The organism is Streptomyces echinoruber (assembly GCF_014651135.1).
GTDB classification, from domain to species: Bacteria; Actinomycetota; Actinomycetes; order Streptomycetales; family Streptomycetaceae; genus Streptomyces; species Streptomyces echinoruber.
Genome location: NZ_BMWH01000004.1, coordinates 66085 through 82391, shown reverse-complemented (window position 1 = coordinate 82391; position 16307 = coordinate 66085). Strand labels below are relative to the sequence as shown.

General features: G+C 75.4%; 14 protein-coding genes and 1 tRNA gene. 7 read left to right on the top strand and 8 right to left on the bottom strand.

The window, feature by feature from the left end:
* Positions 1 to 40: 40 nt before the first annotated feature.
* From IE225_RS07360 to IE225_RS07345, 4 genes are all read right to left on the bottom strand, one after another.
* Positions 41 to 1393: an O-antigen ligase family protein gene (locus IE225_RS07360; RefSeq protein WP_190056545.1), complete on the bottom strand. Its 1353-nt coding sequence runs from the start codon at positions 1391 to 1393 to the stop codon at positions 41 to 43.
* A gap of 4 nt (positions 1394 to 1397) precedes the next feature.
* Positions 1398 to 2858: an exopolysaccharide biosynthesis polyprenyl glycosylphosphotransferase gene (locus IE225_RS07355; RefSeq protein WP_373303143.1), complete on the bottom strand. Its 1461-nt coding sequence runs from the start codon at positions 2856 to 2858 to the stop codon at positions 1398 to 1400.
* Between the two features lie 11 nt (positions 2859 to 2869).
* Complete coding sequence (locus IE225_RS07350; RefSeq protein WP_190056543.1) at positions 2870 to 4087, bottom strand: glycosyltransferase; 1218 nt, start codon at positions 4085 to 4087, stop codon at positions 2870 to 2872.
* 80 nt (positions 4088 to 4167) lie between these two features.
* Complete coding sequence (locus IE225_RS07345) at positions 4168 to 5325, bottom strand: DUF3344 domain-containing protein (protein WP_190056542.1); 1158 nt, start codon at positions 5323 to 5325, stop codon at positions 4168 to 4170.
* Positions 5326 to 5662: 337 nt separating this feature from the next.
* Between IE225_RS07345 and IE225_RS07340 the strand changes: the two genes are divergently transcribed.
* The gene (locus IE225_RS07340; RefSeq protein ID WP_190056541.1) at positions 5663 to 5902 is read left to right on the top strand and encodes a chaplin; all 240 of its coding nucleotides are present in this window, start codon (positions 5663 to 5665) and stop codon (positions 5900 to 5902) included.
* 116 nt (positions 5903 to 6018) lie between these two features.
* On the opposite strand, the gene IE225_RS07335 is transcribed toward IE225_RS07340, so the two are convergent.
* Positions 6019 to 6393 (bottom strand): hypothetical protein, encoded by a 375-nt coding sequence (locus IE225_RS07335; protein WP_190056540.1) that lies wholly within the window; start codon positions 6391 to 6393, stop codon positions 6019 to 6021.
* Between the two features lie 79 nt (positions 6394 to 6472).
* Here IE225_RS07335 and IE225_RS07330 point away from each other — a divergent pair, with 79 nt between their 5' ends.
* The 3 genes from IE225_RS07330 (at position 6473) to IE225_RS07320 (ending at position 8849) form a co-directional block, all read left to right on the top strand.
* Positions 6473 to 6754, top strand: coding sequence for a hypothetical protein (locus tag IE225_RS07330; RefSeq protein WP_190056539.1), 282 nt, complete (start codon positions 6473 to 6475; stop codon positions 6752 to 6754).
* A gap of 702 nt (positions 6755 to 7456) precedes the next feature.
* Positions 7457 to 7999: a tyrosinase family oxidase copper chaperone gene (locus IE225_RS07325; protein ID WP_190056538.1), complete on the top strand. Its 543-nt coding sequence runs from the start codon at positions 7457 to 7459 to the stop codon at positions 7997 to 7999.
* Positions 7983 to 8849, top strand: a complete 867-nt coding sequence (locus IE225_RS07320; RefSeq protein ID WP_190056537.1) for a tyrosinase family protein — start codon at positions 7983 to 7985, stop codon at positions 8847 to 8849. Before IE225_RS07325 ends, IE225_RS07320 begins: the two co-directional genes overlap by 17 nt.
* 168 nt (positions 8850 to 9017) lie before the next feature.
* On the opposite strand, the gene IE225_RS07315 is transcribed toward IE225_RS07320, so the two are convergent.
* The 3 genes from IE225_RS07315 to IE225_RS07305 form a co-directional block, all read right to left on the bottom strand.
* Positions 9018 to 9347, bottom strand: coding sequence for a chaplin (locus tag IE225_RS07315; protein WP_190056536.1), 330 nt, complete (start codon positions 9345 to 9347; stop codon positions 9018 to 9020).
* 197 nt (positions 9348 to 9544) lie between these two features.
* A complete protein-coding gene (locus IE225_RS07310) occupies positions 9545 to 10504 on the bottom strand; it encodes a D-2-hydroxyacid dehydrogenase family protein (protein ID WP_190056535.1) in 960 nt (319 codons plus the stop codon).
* Between the two features lie 278 nt (positions 10505 to 10782).
* Positions 10783 to 10855, bottom strand: a tRNA-Arg gene (locus IE225_RS07305).
* Positions 10856 to 11136: 281 nt separating this feature from the next.
* Between IE225_RS07305 and IE225_RS07300 the strand changes: the two genes are divergently transcribed.
* The 3 genes from IE225_RS07300 to IE225_RS07290 all read left to right on the top strand — a co-directional run bounded on the left by IE225_RS07300 (position 11137) and on the right by IE225_RS07290 (position 16184).
* A complete protein-coding gene (locus tag IE225_RS07300) occupies positions 11137 to 12744 on the top strand; it encodes a dynamin family protein (protein ID WP_190056534.1) in 1608 nt (535 codons plus the stop codon).
* Positions 12745 to 13113: 369 nt separating this feature from the next.
* Positions 13114 to 15156: a YfjP family GTPase gene (locus IE225_RS07295; RefSeq protein ID WP_229879307.1), complete on the top strand. Its 2043-nt coding sequence runs from the start codon at positions 13114 to 13116 to the stop codon at positions 15154 to 15156.
* A 509-nt stretch (positions 15157 to 15665) separates the two neighbouring features.
* Positions 15666 to 16184, top strand: a complete 519-nt coding sequence (locus IE225_RS07290; protein WP_190056533.1) for a single-stranded DNA-binding protein — start codon at positions 15666 to 15668, stop codon at positions 16182 to 16184.
* The last annotated feature ends 123 nt before the right edge of the window (positions 16185 to 16307 follow it).

Genomic DNA, 16307 nt, shown 5'->3' with positions numbered 1-16307 from the left:
GCGGAACGGGGCGGACGGGACGGACGGGACGGGGCCGGATTCATCGCACCCCGGCTTCCTCGGCGCCCCGGCGGACCGGACCGGACCCGCGGGCGCCGGAGTCGTCCGCCCGGCCGGGCCGCTCGCCGCCGACCAGCGCCCACCAGGCCACCAGCCCGAGGCACACCGCGCTCAGCACGGTGGAGGGCCCGCCGATGTCGGAGTAGAAGAAGTCGACCAGTTGCCACACCAGCAGCCCGCAGGCCAGCAGCGCGCAGTCCAGGCCGGCGGCGGCCCGGCGGCGCACGCGGACCAGGCCGCGCAGGGCGCACACCAGCAGCGCCAGCCAGCTCCCGGCCAGCGCGAGCAGCCCGAGGACGCCCTGCTCGCTCAGGACGAGCAGGTACATGTTGTGCGGGGACAGCAGCGGCTGCCTGCGGAAGGCGGCGCCCGCGCCCCCGGTGTCGCTGCCGGAGGACAGCGCGAGGGAGGCGTACCCGTCGCGGTACTGCGGGAAGTTCTTCAGTCCGACGCCGGTCAGCGGGTGGGTGTGCCACATGCCGGTGGCGGCCGCCCACAGGGTGTACCGGTCGGTGACGGACTGGTCGGGCGCGGCGGTGACCTGCGTGATGCTGGTGAAGCGCTGCTGCAGCAGGGCGCTGCCCACGCCGAGGCCGCCCACCAGCACCACGGCCGCGGCCGTCACCGCCGCGGCCACGGTCAGGGCCCGCCGCAGCCCGGCCAGCACCAGCTGCACGGTGCACGTCACGGCGGTCGCGATCCACGCGCCGCGGCTGAAGGACACCGCCAGCGGCGGCAGCAGCAGCAGCGCGCAGCCGGCGGCGATCCAGCGCGCGCGTCCGGCCGTACGGCCCAGCGCCAGCCCGACCGCGCACACCAGCCCGAACGACACCGTCGTCGCCATGCCCATCACGTCACCGGGCCCGAAGGTGCCCACGGCCCGGATGTCCTCGCCCTGGTAGGAGGCGCCGGTGCCGGTGGCGTACTGCTGCACGCCGATCGCGCCCTGCCACAGCGCGAGCCCGACCATCGACCAGGCCAGCAGCCGCGCGTCGGACCGGTTGCGCACCAGCAGCACGACGGCGGCCGGGACGAGGACGAAGACCTGCAGGTAGCGGACGAGCCCGGCGAGCCCGGTGGGCGGGGTGGCGCCCGCGGCGGCCAGCGCCACCCCGGCCACCGGCAGCCCCAGCACCACGGCCGCCTCGCAGGTCAGCGGGCGCCGTCGGGCGCGTACCAGCAGCAGCGCGCAGAACAGCACCACCAGCCCGGAGGCCAGGTCGGCCGGTCCGGCCCCGCCCGCGCCGTCCGGGGCGGCCGGCAGGCCCAGCAGGGCGACCACGGCCACCACGGCCAGGACCGGGGGCGGCGCCGTGACCCGGAAGGGACGCATCGGCTCAGCTCCCCGTCGGGCGCACCAGCGCCGCCGCGGTGCGCAGCAGGATGCACACGTCCTGCCACAGCGACCAGGTGTCGATGTAGGAGTTGTCGAAGCGGGCGCGGTCCTCGATCGAGGTGTCGCCGCGCAACCCGTGGACCTGCGCCAGCCCGGTGATCCCGACGCGCATCCGGTGGCGGGCCGCGTAGCCGGGGTAGGTCTGGCTGAACTGGGTGACGAAGTACGGCCGTTCGGGCCGCGGGCCGACCAGGCTCATGTCGCCGCGCAGCACGTTCCACAGTTGCAGCAGCTCGTCCAGCGAGGTGCGGCGCAAAAAGCGGCAGAAGCCGCGCATCCGGTGCTCGTCGGCCACGCTCCACCGGGTCGCCGACTCGTGCGGGTCGGCCGGGCGGTGGGTGCGGAACTTCAGCAGCGTGAAGGGCCGTCCGTCCTTGCCGACGCGCTCCTGCCGGAAGACGACGCCCGGCCCGTCCGCCGCCCGCAGCGCCACCGCGCACACCAGCAGCAGCGGGCTGACCACCAGCAGCAGCGTCCCGGACACCAGCACGTCCAGCACCCGTTTGCCGACGCTGCCGCGCCGCCCGGGAACCATCGCCAGCCGCCGCGCGGAGAACCCGGCGAGCTGCTCCCGCCGCTCCCGCGGCCGGCCGTCCTCGTACGACGGGTGGTCCGCGTCCACCTCCCACACCGCGCAGCCGGACTCGGCCAGGGCCCGCAGCAGCGGGCCCTGCTCGGTGCGCACGGCGGGGTGGACGGCGAGCACCACGCGCACCGCGTTCTGGATGAGCGCCCGCTCCACCTCCTCGCCGCTGGTGAGCACCGGCAGCCCGCCGGCCTCCCCGGGCTGCTCGGCGACCACGCCGACCGGGCGGATCCCGCAGCGCGGGTGGCGCAGCACCGCCGCGGCCACCCGCTGCGCGGTCGCCTCCGGTCCGATGACGAGAGCGGTGTGCGGCCGGCGCCGCAGGACCGTACGGCGCCGCCAGTGCACCAGGCCGCGCAGCAGGCAGCCGGCCGCCGCCTGTGCGGCGCAGCCCGTCAGCAGGGCGGTCGCGCCGAGCGCCGCCTCGGGGCGGTACGCGGCGAGGGCGGCGGCCAACGCGGTCCAGACGACGGCGATCCGGGCGCACACGGCGGGCAGCTCGTCCAGCACGGCGGGCACGGCGGCGCTGCGGTACAGGCGGCCCTGCGCGTTCAGCAGCAGCACGCCGACGAGCAGCGCGACGGCCGGCAGCGGGTCGGGCGCGGCACCGCCCGGGGCGAGCGCGCCGACCACCGCGGCGGTGCCGTCCGCGGCCAGCAGCGGCACCGGTGAGGGGGGCCGCAGCGGGGCGCGGCGCCCGGCGGGGAACCGGAAACCGGCGGCGCCGCCGCGCGGCGGCAGGACCGAGACGGACGAAAGCCCCGGGAGGGTGTGGTCGCGTGGCTGGGTGCCGGGGGAGGGGACGGGACTTTCCATGCGTTCCGCAGTCACGAGTGGATGAACTCCCTGTACTCGGTGGGCACCACGTGCTGGTGACTGAGGAGTTCGCGGTACAGGGCCGCGACCCGCTCGGCGGTGTGCCGCACGTCGTGCGTGGACTTCACGTGCCGGTGCCCCAGGGCACCGAGGGACGCGCGCAGCGGCGCGTCCAGCAGCAGGCCGACGAGGGCTTCGGCCAGGGCCCCGGGGTCCTCGGGCGGGACCAGGCAGTGCGCCGCCGCGCCGGGCGGCAGGCTCTCGCGCGCGCCGCCGGTGTCCGTCACGACGACGGGCCGCGCGCAGGCCATCGCCTCCAGCGGGGCCAGCGCCATGCCCTCCCACCGGGACGGCAGCACCACCAGGTCGGCGGCCCGGTACCAGGGCACGGGATCGGCGACGGCGCCGGCGAACAGCACCGACCCGGGGGCGCGGGCCGACAGCGCGTCGCCGTCCGGCCCGTCGCCGACCAGCACCAGCCGCGCCCCGGGCACCCGCGCCGCGACCCGCTCCCAGGCGGTGAGCAGGACGTCCTGTCCCTTCTGCCGGCACAACCGGCCCACGCACACCACCAGCGGCGCGTCCGGGCCGATGCCGTCGAGCTGCGGCAGCCCGGCGCGGACGGCGCCGGCGGCTCCGATGGCGCCGACGGCTTCGGCGGCTCCTGCGGCGCCGGTGGGACCCGGCGCGAAACGCCCGAGGTCGACACCGTTGGGGATGACGCTCCACCGCCCGCGGATCCCGGCGCGCACGCCCCGCGCGCGCTCCGCCTCGCTCACGCACACCACGCGCGCCGTCCACCGCGTCGCCCACCGCTCCCAGCGCAGCGCGAGCGCGGCGGTGGCCCCGCCGACCGCCTCGAAGGACCAGGCGTGCGGCTGGAAGACGGTGGGGATCCGCCCGCGCACCGCCAGCCGCCCGGCGAGCCCGGCCTTCGCGCTGTGCGCGTGCACCAGGCCGGGCCGTACGGCGGCCACGACCCGGGCCAGGCCGCGCACCTCCGCGGGCAGCGCGGGCCCCGGTGCCCTGCCCGCCCGCCAGTGCCACACGTCGGCGCCCGACTCCCGCAGGCGCCGGGCGAGTTCACTGCGCGGGCAGGCGACCGAGACGTGCAGGCCGGCCGCGAGCTGGGCCCGCACCAGGTCGGTCACGACACGGGCGACACCGCCGTCCACGGGCTGCGCGAGGTGCAGAACCCGCGGCCGGAGGGCGGGAGTTGACTGGTGCATGCGCGGTTTCCTCGCTCACGGGGTGCTCGGGCACGGACGGTGCACGGCAGGGGCGGTGTGCGGCAGGGAAGGCGTGTTCTTCACCGCCGTGCGTCGACGGCGGTGAAGAACACGCCGCTCCACACCACGTCCCGCCGGGAGACGAGCCGGAGGGCGGGCCGGGCGCCGCCGCGCCGCAGGGCCGGGGTCAGGTCGAACACGTCGGAGTCGTAACCGAGCGTGGTGGCGTACGCCGGCTCGCGCCGCGCCGGGCGCGAGCCGGGCTCGCTGATCGTGGAGTTCAGGACGTCGTCGCCCGGGTTGGCCGGGCCGCGGAGGGGGACGGACGACGGGCGGTGCGCCGAACGGGAGCGCCCGTCGTGGTGTTTCGACCCGCCGGCCGGGGCCCGGGTGAATGGCGTGAACGTCAGCGCGTCGCCGCGCGTGGCGCGGTCCCCGTCGTAGGCGACCAGACCGGCCAGGCCACGCGCGCCGCGCGGCACGGTCAGGTCGCGCAGCCGGATCTCGCGGCTCCGGCCGCCGTACAGCGCCTCGAAACCGTCCCACAGCGACAGGTGCCGCAGCGGCTCCGCCCGTTTCTCGTACGCCACCACCAGCGTCCAGCCGCCCCACGCGCCCGCCGCCGACCGGCCCATGGCCGCGTTGACCTGCGCCACCGTGTACATCCCGGGGCCGCTGACGCGCACCAGCCGGGTGACGTCGGCCGAGGCCTGGAAGGCGTCCGCGCCGAGCGCCGTGCGGTGCCCGACGACGGTGTCGGCGAGGACCTGCCGGTAGGCGCCGCTGGGTTCGGCGATCAGCACCCGGCGGTTGTCCCTGGGGGGTTTCTGCTCACCGACCCGCAGGTTGCCGCCCCAGTACAGGCGGGCGTAGGTCACCCGGGAGCCGGCGGGCAGGCGGAGCTCGGCACGGGAGGAGTTGTAGGTGTTCGGGTCGTGGTCGACGTCGACGTAGAACATGTCCAGGGCGCCGTTGACCGCCTGCGCGCCCGCCCGGACGGCCGGGCAGGACGGCCGCACGGCCGCCGCCTGCACGGTGCGGCAGCTGACGGTGGTGTTGGCGGCGCGGACGACACCGCCGTGCTGCAGGGCGTGGTACCGCTGGGTCAACGGGACGCTCCCGGACTTCACGGCGGGCGCCGGCGCGGCGGCCCGGGCGCCGACGGGTGCCCAGAGCACGGCGGGGACGAGGGCGCCCGCTGCCGCACGGCGCAGCAGCGGACCGGGGGATGTGCGCATGAGCGGCGGTGCCCTTTCGTCGATCCGTGAGGCCGCACAGGGATGCGTGACCGCGCCGGGCCACCTCGCGCGGCCCCGGGGGCGTCCTGCGCGCCGGGTGCTTGCGAGGGGTGCGTCGGACGGTGCGTCACTCTAGCCACAAAACGAATGAATCGGACGAAACCTGACAAGCGTGTCGGCGAGGTCAAAGACGGACTCTGCCGACATCACTCCATCGGTGCCGCAACCCCGGCGCGCGCCACGCGTTGGCACAGCGCCGGGCATCCCCGCCCGAATGTCTGTATCGAATCCCAGTCGATCCCAGTCGATCCCAGTCGATCCCAAGGAGCGCCTTTCCATGTCGCGTATCGCGAAGGGCCTGGTCCTGACCTCCGCCGCCGTCGCGGCCGTCGCCGGCGGTGCCGGCGTGGCCACCGCCGACGCCGGCGCGCGTGCCGTCGCCGCCCACTCCCCCGGCGTGCTGTCGGGCAACGCCGTGCAGGTCCCGGTCAACGTGCCGATCAACATCTGCGGGAACACGGTCAACATCGGCGCCCTGCTGAACCCGGCGTTCGGCAACGTCTGCGTCAACCGCTGACGCCGACGAGGATCAACCGCTGACGTCGACGCGGATCCTCACCTGTTCGGCCGTCCTCGCCGGGGCCAGTCCCGGCGAGAACGGCCGCTGCGTGTTTCCCCGAAGGCGGGCGGGTGTCATTGGCTCGCCCGCGGTATCCGGCCGCCCCCGCGCCGGGCGCGGTGCCGGGGCGGGCGGGCTCCGGTGAGCGCGGTGCCGGGACGGGTGGGCTCCGGCGGACGCGGGCCGAAAGCCTCGGAGCGCACGGCGGCGGCACGCTCACTCCGGTCACCGACCGGCTCACCGCCGTGCTGCGGGCCGGCGACGGTCGGCTCCTCGGGGCCGCCACCTCCGGCGACGCCGCCCAGGTCGCCCAGGTCGCCCAAGTCGTCACCGGCGTGGTGGACGACCTCGTCGCCCTCCTGGCCGGGGATGGAGCTGCCGGCCTCCTGATCCGGCCGTACGAGTTCCTCGTCCGGGGGTTTCCCCGGGACGAGGAGATCGTTGGACACGGCGTCAGATTCCCCGAGGCTCTGTCGAGTCTCCCGATGCTTTCCCGAGGCGGCCGACGTCGCCGAAGAAAGGACCACGATGAAGCCCCTGAAGGCTGCCGCCGTCGTCGCCGGAACCATCGTCCTCGTCGGCGCCGCCGCGCCCGCGTTCGCGTACGACACCCCCGACGAGGCGCCCACCAGCCTCAACGGCGCCGTGAACTCGCTCACCAAGGGCCGCATCCAAGTGACGCCGCTGCAGCACCAGTCGGACGCCCTCGACACCGAGAACAAGAACTCGGTGCTCAGCCACGTCAAGGACGTCACCACCGCGCTCAACCAGAACGAGAACCTGCTCGGCGGTCTGCCGCTGCGCGGCTGAGCGTTCCGGGCGTGGCGAGGGCCGGTCCCGCAACACCGCGGGGCCGGCCCTCGCCGCCGTCCCGGTCTGTCCGCGGCCTGTCCGCGGTCCGTCCCCGGCCGCCGAGACCGTCGCGCGGTGACCCCGCCCCGAGCGAAACCCGCGTCCCCCGTCCGGCCGACCCGGGCACGATCGGCATCACCGCCTGGAGCGGTCCGGCCCCCGACGGCAGGGAGCTGCCGTACCCGCCCCTCTCACCGCCCCCGACGCCGGCCGCTTCGGCCTCCCCTGCCTCAAGCCGCCGCAGGCCGGCGTCCTCACGCCGGAGCTGCGGACCGGGCCGACGGCCGACGGCCGACATGGGCGTGGGACCGGGTCTGTAGCCGGGGCCCGTGGTCCGGGCTCGCGGCCCGGGCTCGTCGTCCGGGTTCGTCATCCGGGCTCGTGGTCCGGGTCCACGATTCGGGTCCACGATTCGAGTCCACGGTCCGGGTCCACGGTCCAGGTCCACGGTCCGGGCTGTCGTTCCGTCCTCCCTCGCCTGCCTTCACCCGTTCCGACGGTGACCTCGTGCCCCGCCGGCCGGTTACCGCTGTGGGTCCCTGCCCGTCGCGTGCCGCGCGGGCCGGAAAAGGGGCGCCGGACGCGGCACCGGTCGAGCACTGGTTGAGGTGCAGGTCGAGGTGCAGGGCGAGGTGTCGGGCGAGGAGAGGAGTGAGCCGAATGAGTGTCGGGGTCGGCGGAACCGGGCAGCCGGAGCCGCAGGGCGCGGCCGGGGCGGCGGCGGGCCGCGAGGGCCGTACCCGGCGGGCCGCGGTGCGCAGGCTGCTGGCGTGCGCCGCCGCGCTCGCCGCGGCACCGGCCGTCGCCGCGTCGCGGCCCGTGCGTCCGGCGCGGGGCGTGGGCTTCGACGAGGTGCACCTGGGCCGTCGTATCCGCGGCGTGCCGCCGTCCGCCGCGACCGGCGGCCGCTGGCGGGTGACCGTGGACGGACGGCCGCTGCACCTGATGCGCCGCGCCGACGGCACCTGGCTCAGCATGGTCGACCACTACTGCTCGTACCCCACACCCCTGGAGGCGGCCCGCGCCGCGGTCGCCGAACTGGGCCCCGGGGAGCGGCTGCGCGAGGACAGACGCACCGCACGCGCGGGACGCACCGCACCCGCGGGGCGCACGGGAGACACGGGGCGCACGGGAGACACGGGGTGTAGGGGAGACACGGGGCACAGGGGGCATTCGGGGAGCCGGCGTGGTGTACACGCGTAAGGACGTCGGCACGCTGACCAGCAGCGAGCGGCGCCGGTTCGTCGACGCGCTGCTGGAGGTCAAGCGGCGCGGAGAGTACGACGAGTTCGTGCGCACGCACATCGAGCACTTCGTCCCCGACGGCGAGAACGGCCTGCGCACCGCCCACATGGCGCCGTCCTTCCTGCCCTGGCACCGCATGTTCCTGCTGGAGCTGGAGCGCGCCCTGCAACGGGTGGACGCGTCGGTGACCGTGCCGTACTGGGACTGGACGCGCGACCGCAGCCCCACCGCCGCGCCGTGGACCGAGGACCTGCTCGGCGGCAACGGGCGCCGCTTCGACCACCAGGTGATGACCGGGCCGTTCGCCCACCGGAACGGCCGCTGGCCCATCCGGGAAGGGGTGACGGACGCCGGGTTCCTCACCCGGGACCTCGGCCGTGCCCGCGACCCCGTCGACCTGCCCACGTGGCGCGAACTGGAGTGGGCGCTGTCCGACCCGGTGTACGACACCGACCCCTGGGACTCGACGGTCACCGGGGGCTTCCGCGGCAAGCTGGAGGGATGGGGCGCCGGGCAGGGCGAGGCGTCCTGGCGCAACCACAACCGGGTGCACCGCTGGGTCGGCGGGGCCATGGTGGGCGGGGCGTCCGTCAACGACCCGGTCTTCTGGCTGCACCACGCCTTCGTCGACCTGCAGTGGTCCCGCTGGCAGCGCCGCCACGGCGACGCCCGCTACCTGCCCGAGCAGCCGCCTCCGCCGGCCGACGGGCAGCACGGCCGGATCGTGTCCCGGCACGAGAAGCTGCCGCCGTGGGACGTGACGCCCGCCGAGCTGGAGGACCACAGCCACCTCTACCAGTACGCCTGACTCCGCCACGCCCGACCCCGCCACGCCCGGTTCCGACGCCGGTCGGCGGTCAGCGGTCAAGCGGTCGGCGGCAACGGGAGAGCCCCGGCGCTCGAGTGCCGGGGCTCTCCGTGCGGGGCGCGTGTACGCAGGGGACGCACGCCCGCGGGGGTGACGCGGGCGGTGACGTCAGTGGCCGTAACCGCCGTGGCGGCCACCGTTCTTGCCCTCGTCCTTGCTCTCGTGCTCGCCCTTGTGCTTGTCGTCGTGCTTCTTCCCGCCGTCGTTGACGCAGGTGTTGCCGAAGGCCGGGTTGAGCAGGGCAAGGGCGTCGACCGTGTTCCCGCACAGGTTGATCGGCACGTTGATCGGAACCTGGACGACGTTGCCGGACAGGACGCCGGGCGAGCCGACGGCCGCGGCCCCGGCGTTGGCGTCGGCCGAGGCCAGGCCGGCTCCGCTGAGGACGACGGCACCCGTGCCGAGCGCGACGGCGGCCGCCTTCGCGATGCGCGACATCACGTACTCCTTCTTCTCTCGGTGAGTGCGGCGGCAGGAGCGCGGCCGCACTCACCCTTCAACGCGGCGGATGATCGGCGGTCACGGAACCCGGCCGCGGATCACCCTTCCCGGAGACGGCGTTGGCCCAGTGGGCGCACTGTGGTGACGGGCGGCGCGGAACGGGGCGCCGTGCCGTGCCACCCGGGCGCGCGGGATCAGGGCAGCACCCGTACGGGTGAGCCCGCCAGATAGGCCCGGATGTCCTCCACCGCCTGGCCGTAGTACGTCTCGTAGTTGGCCCGCGACACGTAGCCGAGGTGGGGCGTGGCCAGCAGACGCGGAGCGGTGCGCATCGGGTGACCGGAGGGCAGCGGCTCGCCGTCGAAGACGTCGACGGCGGCGCCGGCGATGCGGCCCTCGTACAGGGCGGCCAGCAGCGCGTCCTGGTCGACGATCGCCGCGCGCGAGGTGTTGACGAGGTAGGCGGTCGGTTTGAGCAGCGCGAGTTCGGCCGCGCCGAGCAGGCCGCGGGTGCGGTCGCTCAGGGCGAGGTGGACGGAGACGAAGTCGCTGCCGGCCAGCAGCTCCTCCTTGGACGGGGCGAGCTCGACACCGACCTCGTCGGCACGCTCCGCGGTGAGGTTCTGGCTCCAGGCGCTCACCCGCATGCCGAAGGCGAGCCCGACCCGGGCGACCCGGCTGCCGATCCGGCCGAGGCCGAGCAGGCCGAGCCGGCGGCCGTGCAGGTCGGCGCCGACGGTGGACTGCCAGGGGCCGCCGGTGCGCAGGGCGTGGCTCTCCTGGACGATGCCGCGGGCCAGGCCGAGCAGCAGCGCCCAGGTCAGTTCGACGGGCGGGGTGGAGGAGCTGGCCGTGCCGCACACCGTGACGCCGTGCGCGCGGGCGGCATCGTAGTCGATGACGCTGTTGCGCATCCCGGAGGCGACGAGCAGCTTCAGCCGGGGCAGGCGGGCGATCAGCGAGCCGGGGAAGGGCACCCGCTCCCGCAGCGTCACCACGATGTCGGCGTCCGCGAGGGCGGCGGCCAGCGCGTCCTCCCCGTCCAGGTGCTCCCGCAGGGCGATCACCTCGACCCGGTCCTCGATCACCGACCAGTCGGCGCACTCGGTCGCCACACCCTGATAGTCGTCCAGCACCACACAACGAAGCCGCACGTCGACGCCCTCCCCTCCCGGCGGAGCAGCACCCTATCGAGTGCCTCGCCGGGGCATCCGGGGGAACCGAGACCACCGCTGGTAAGCGGGCGTTTGCGCCCCGGCAGTGTGCTCGCTCAGTGTGCTCGCTCAGTGTGCTCACTCAGGACTCGAACCTGCGGCCAAGCGCTTGGCCTTGTGCCCGCAACCGTGGACAGCCAAGGCGCTTGCTGTCAGAACGATGTGCATCCGGACGCGAAAGAACCTCTGCCGCGTTTTCGCTGGCCAGAAGTGGTGGGCGCCCCCGGCAGGACTCGAACCTGCGGCCAAGCGCTTAGAAGGCGCCTGCTCTATCCACTGAGCTACGGGGGCCGGCTGTGACGGTGCCGGGACAAGGATAGGGCTCCCCGCTCCCCGCCCCTGATGCTTCGCCTCCGTGGCCTGATGTGGAGGTTCGGTGAAGCGGTCCCGATAATCGCAGGCAGGTGCGAATCGCGCATCGCTTTTGGGCGCCTCACGCGTCGGGTGTTGTGTACTCGTTATGCCTCGACTGCGACCCTGTCCCGGTTGTCGCTTCCGCCCCTTGTGTTCCGACGGCGCGCAGACATGCCTATATGCTTCAGAATTCCCCTAAAGTTGGGCATTCTTCGCCTGTGGTGACCTTGGACGTACGGCCTCAGCTGCTCGACGCACTCTCCGTCCTGCGCGACCGCGTCGCCGCCGCACGCTTCCCGCTGCCCCTGGCGGGCGCTCCACGGGCGCGTGCAGACCGCGACGAACTCCTGGCGCAGCTCGACGACTACCTGGTCCCCCGGCTGAGAGAGCCCGATGCGCCGCTGCTGGCCGTGGTCGGGGGCTCCACCGGTGCCGGGAAGTCGACCCTGGTCAACTCCCTCGTCGGCAGGCGGGTCAGCGAGGCGGGCGTGCTGCGGCCGACGACGCGCGTGCCGGTGCTGGTGTGCCACCCGGAGGACCATCACTGGTTCAGCGGGGCGCGCGTGCTGCCCGACCTCACGCGTGTGTGGGTGCCCCGGCCGGAACCGGGGGAGGACCTGCTGCTCTCCGACGAGGAACCGGGGCGGGTGCTGCGCGTGGAGACCGTCGACACGCTGCCGCGCGGCCTCGCCCTCCTCGACGCGCCCGACATCGACTCCCTCGCCGCCGACAGCCGGGTCCTGGCCGCCGAGCTCATCTGCGCGGCCGACATCTGGATCATGGTCACCACGGCGGCCCGCTACGCGGACGCGGTGCCCTGGCACCTGCTGCGCACCGCCAAGGAGTACGACGTCACCCTCGTCACCGTCCTGGACCGCGTCCCGCACCAGGTGGTCGCCGAGGTGTCCCGGCAGTACGGCGCGCTGCTCGCCAAGGCCGACCTCGGCGACGTACCGCGCTTCACCGTGCCCGAACTGCCCGAGTCCGCCTGGGGCGGCGGACTGCTGCCCGCCACCGCGGTGGCCGCGCTGCGCACCTGGCTCGTCCACCACGCCCAGGATCCGGCGGCCCGCCGGCACGCCATGGCCCGCACCGTCCGGGGCATCCTCGATTCGCTCAAGCCCCGGCTGGTGGAGCTGGCGAGCGCCGCCGCCGCCCAGCACTCGGCCGCGCTGCGACTGACGGCCGCGGTGGAGAGCGCGTACGACACGGAGTACGCGCGTGTGCGGGGGCGGCTGCAGTCCGGCTACGTGCTCGCCGGTGACGCCCTCAAGCGCTGGCGGGCCTTCCCCCTCGACTGCACCGCGGGCGAGCTGCTCGACGCGCTGGTGGAGAGCCTCGGCACGCTGCTGCTGTGCTCCGTCACCGCCGCCGACGAGCGCGTGGACGCGGCCTGGCGGAACGAACCGGCCGCCGCCGGCCCGGAGCTGGTCGGCCGCGACCCGGCTCCGGAGAGCGTCGAGCATCGCATCGGGATGGCGGTACGGCGCTGGCGCCGGGAGATCGAGGAGTACGCCGAGGAGGAGGTGCGCATCCTCGACCGCAGCGTCGCACCCGACCCCGAGGTCGTCGCCGCGCTCGTCGCCACCGCGCTGCTCGGCGGGCGCCGCGCGCGCAATGCGGGCGAGGGGCTCGCCGAGCGGATCGGCGCGCATGGGGCGCTGCGGCTGCGCGACCGCGCCGTACGGCTCCTCAACGACTGTGTGGACCGGGTCCTGCACACCGAACGCGAACGCCGCCTCGCCCCGCTCGACGCCCTGGCGGTCACGCCGGAGCCCCAGGCCGAACTCATCGCCGCGCTGTCCGTACTGCAGAAGGAGAGGTGACCCGTGACCGCCGTCACGGACCACGACCACGATCAGGACCGCGCCCAGGCCCGTGATCACGCCCATGACCGTTCCCAAGTACTGGATGGTTCCCAAGTACCGGATGCTTCCCAGGGGACGGAGCATCCTCAGACCGCGGATCGTTCCCAGGTTCCGGACCGTCCTCAGGGGCAGGATCATCCTCGGATTCCGGATCGTCCTCAGGTCCCTGACCACCGCCAGGGTCCTGGGCACTCCCATGACCGGGGCCACGACCAGCAGCGCGCCCAGGGACACGACCACGACCGTTCCGCGCCGGGACGCGACGCGGGCGCCTCCGCCGGCGGCGACGCCGGGAAGCAGACCGGGACGGACACCGGAGAGGACGCCGTGCAGAACGCCGTACAGGACACCGCGCAGGGCGGGACGCAGGACATCGCGCAGGACGGGGACGAGACGCAGGACACCGCGCAGGGCAGGACGCCGGGCAGGACGCCGGGCGGGGCGCAGGACGTGGCCGCGCGTGAGGAGGCCGTCCGGCCCGTCGGCGCGGAGCGCCCGCCCAGGCCCAGCGAGCCGGCGGGCGACAGCCACGCGCGCGTGCCGGACGGCAAGGGCACCGCGCGCCGTACGGAGGCCCCCGCGCCTGGCGGACATACGGAGGCCCCCGTGCCCGGCGGACGCGGCGAACCGGCCGCCGCCCCCGCGGACGCGGATGCCTGGGACGACGGGCTGATCGCCCGCCGCGTGACCGGGACCGGCAACGGGACCGGCGGCGCGGAGCCGCCCGCCCTGGTGGAGACCCGGGTGTCCGCCGCGCGGACCGTGGCGCCGCTGGTGTACGACGGGCCGCTGCGCTCCCGGCTGGACGCGCTGCGTGAGCTGGTGGGGCTCTCCCGGGCCCGTCTCGACGGCCGCACCCTCGCCGAGGCCGGCCGGGTGCTGGACGAGGCGGCGGCACGGCGCCGGCTGTCCGGGCAGCACACCGTCGTCGCCCTCGCGGGTGCCACCGGCAGCGGCAAGTCGCAGCTGTTCAACGCGCTGGCCGGGGTGGCCATCTCGGAGACGGGCGTACGGCGCCCGACCACCGCCGCGCCCATCGTGTGCAGTTGGAGCGACGGCGCGGCCACCCTCATCGACCGGCTCGGCATCCCGGGGCGGCTGCGGCGGCGGCCGGTGCACAACGGCGAGGGCGACCCGCGGCTGCGCGGGCTCGTCCTGGTCGACCTGCCCGACCACGACTCGGTGGCCGTCGAGCACCGCGAGCAGGTCGACCGCATCCTCGCCCTCGTCGACGCCGTCGTCTGGGTCGTCGACCCGGAGAAGTACGCCGACGCCCTGCTGCACGAGCGCTACCTGCGCCCGATGGCGAGCCACGCCGAGGTCATGTTCGTCGTCCTGAACCAGGTCGACCGGCTGCCCGGCGAGGCCGCCGAACAGGTCCTGGACGACCTGCGGCGGCTTCTCGACGAGGACGGGATCGCGCTGGGGGAGTACGGCGAGCCGGGCGCCACCGTGCTCGCGCTGTCCGCGCTCACCGGTGACGGCGTGGGCGATCTGCGGGAGGCGCTGGCCGAGTTCGTGGCCGAGCGCAAGGCCGCCGCGCGCCGGATCGCGGCGGACGTGGACGTGGCCGCGGCCCGGCTGCGACCCGTGTACACCACGGGGCGGCGGGCCGGGCTGAGCGAGCAGGCGCGCGAGGAGTTCGCCGCGCGGCTCGCCGACGCGGTGGGCGCCACCGCCGCGGGCGAGGCCGCGGAGCGGGCCTGGCTGCGGCACGCCAACCGCGCGTGCGGCACGCCGTGGCTGCGGCTGTGGCGGTGGGTCCAGGACCGGCGCGAACCTCCCACCGGGCGGCTGCCGTTGCGCGCCCAGGCGGACGAGGAGGCCACCGCGCGGCAGCGCGTCGAGCAGGCGGTGCGCACCGTCGCCGACCGGGCTTCGGCCGGGCTGCCGACGCCCTGGGCGCAGGCGGTGCGGGAGGCCGCGGCCCGTGGCGCCCAGGGGCTGCCCGAGGCGCTGGACGAGCTCGCGGCCCGGGCCGGCCTGCCGCCGGGGCGGCCGCCGCGGCCCGGCTGGTGGCCCGCCGCCGTACTGGCACAGGCGTCGATGACGCTCCTGCAGGTCGTCGGCGGCCTGTGGCTGGTCGGGCAGATCGTCGGCGTCATGGCGCCCAACCTCGGTGTGCCGGTGCTGCTGATGGTGTGCGGGATCGTGGGCGGGCCGCTCGTGGAGTGGGGGTGCCGCATGGCGGCCCGTGGCCCGGCCCGGCGGTACGGGCAGGACGCGGAACGCCGGCTACGGGAGGCGGCGGCCGGGTGCGGGCGGGCCCGGGTGCTCGATCCGATCGCGGCGGAACTGCTGCGGTACCGGGAGGTGCGGGAGCAGTTCGCGCGGGTGGCGGGGGTGGGGGTGGGGGTCGGGAAGCGGTGACGGAGGCGACGGAGGCAAAGGGGCGGTGACAGGGGTGGGGGGCGGAAGGCGACGGGGGCCATCCGCCGGGGCGACCGGGGACGCGGGCCCACCCGTGGGCGGGCAACGGCCGTTGCCCGGGCGGCCGGTGGGCCGGCGGCCCCTCGTGAGGACCGGTGGCCCCTCGTGCGGCGGCCCCTCGTGCGGGCGGCCCTTTGTGAGGACGGGCGGGTCCCCATGAGGACGGGCGGGTCCCCATGAGGGCGGGCGGGTCCCCGTGAGGGCGGGCGGGTCCCCATGAGGGCGGGCGGGTCCCCGTGAGGGCGGGCGGGGCCCCGTTCGGGTGAGGGAGTTGTCCACAGGCGAGCGGTGGTCCACAGGGCGCAGCGGGCTCGGGCCGATGGAGGCAGTCTGATCGGGCGGCGGTCGCAAGGACGCGACGGCCGCGGCAGACACCGCCGTACGGGACGGGCCCGTATGCGCGTCCGCCCGGCGCGAGTGCCCGGGCGGGGAAGAGGGAGGGGAACGCGATGAACGAGACCATGGTCTGCGCGGTGGGCAACGTGGCGACCCAGCCGGTCTACCGGGAGACGGCGTCGGGCGCCTCCGCCCGGTTCCGGCTGGCGGTGACCGCGCGGTACTGGGACCGCGAGAAGAACGCCTGGGCCGACGGCCACACCAACTTCTTCACGGTCTGGGCCAACCGTCAGCTCGCCACCAACGCGGCGGCCTCCCTGGGCGTCGGCGACCCCGTCGTCGTGCAGGGCCGGCTGAGGGTGCGTTCGGAAACGCGCGAGGGGCAGAACTGGACCTCGGCGGACATCGACGCGGTGGCCATCGGCCACGACCTGGCCCGGGGCACCTCGGCCTTCCGCCGCCCGGGCAAGCCGGAGGACGCGGCGACGGGAACGGGGACGGTGACGGGAACGGGGATGGGAACAGCGACGGGAACGGGGACGGCGACGGGAGCGCGGCGGCCGGAGCCGTCGTGGGAGACGCCGTCGGCCGGGTCCTCCCAACCGGGTCCACAGGCGGCGGCGGTGACCTGACGTCAGGGGAGGCCGGCGACCGGTGGGGGCGTGGCCCGTGGGGCAACGGCCCCGTGCCGGCCGGGACTTGCGCCAGGGGATGTGCAGAGAATCTGTCGACGAGCCGTGGCGGCAAGCGATCTT

Coding starts and splice junctions, on each gene's coding strand:
- IE225_RS07350 (WP_190056543.1), bottom strand. CDS start 4,087: ATGCACCAGTCAACTCCCGCCCTCCGGCCGCGGGTTCTGCACCTCGCG.
- IE225_RS07325 (WP_190056538.1), top strand. CDS start 7,457: ATGAGTGTCGGGGTCGGCGGAACCGGGCAGCCGGAGCCGCAGGGCGCG.
- IE225_RS07330 (WP_190056539.1), top strand. CDS start 6,473: ATGAAGCCCCTGAAGGCTGCCGCCGTCGTCGCCGGAACCATCGTCCTC.
- IE225_RS07360 (WP_190056545.1), bottom strand. CDS start 1,393: ATGCGTCCCTTCCGGGTCACGGCGCCGCCCCCGGTCCTGGCCGTGGTG.
- IE225_RS07315 (WP_190056536.1), bottom strand. CDS start 9,347: ATGTCGCGCATCGCGAAGGCGGCCGCCGTCGCGCTCGGCACGGGTGCC.
- IE225_RS07355 (WP_373303143.1), bottom strand. CDS start 2,858: ATGGAAAGTCCCGTCCCCTCCCCCGGCACCCAGCCACGCGACCACACC.
- IE225_RS07290 (WP_190056533.1), top strand. CDS start 15,666: ATGAACGAGACCATGGTCTGCGCGGTGGGCAACGTGGCGACCCAGCCG.
- IE225_RS07345 (WP_190056542.1), bottom strand. CDS start 5,325: ATGCGCACATCCCCCGGTCCGCTGCTGCGCCGTGCGGCAGCGGGCGCC.
- IE225_RS07340 (WP_190056541.1), top strand. CDS start 5,663: ATGTCGCGTATCGCGAAGGGCCTGGTCCTGACCTCCGCCGCCGTCGCG.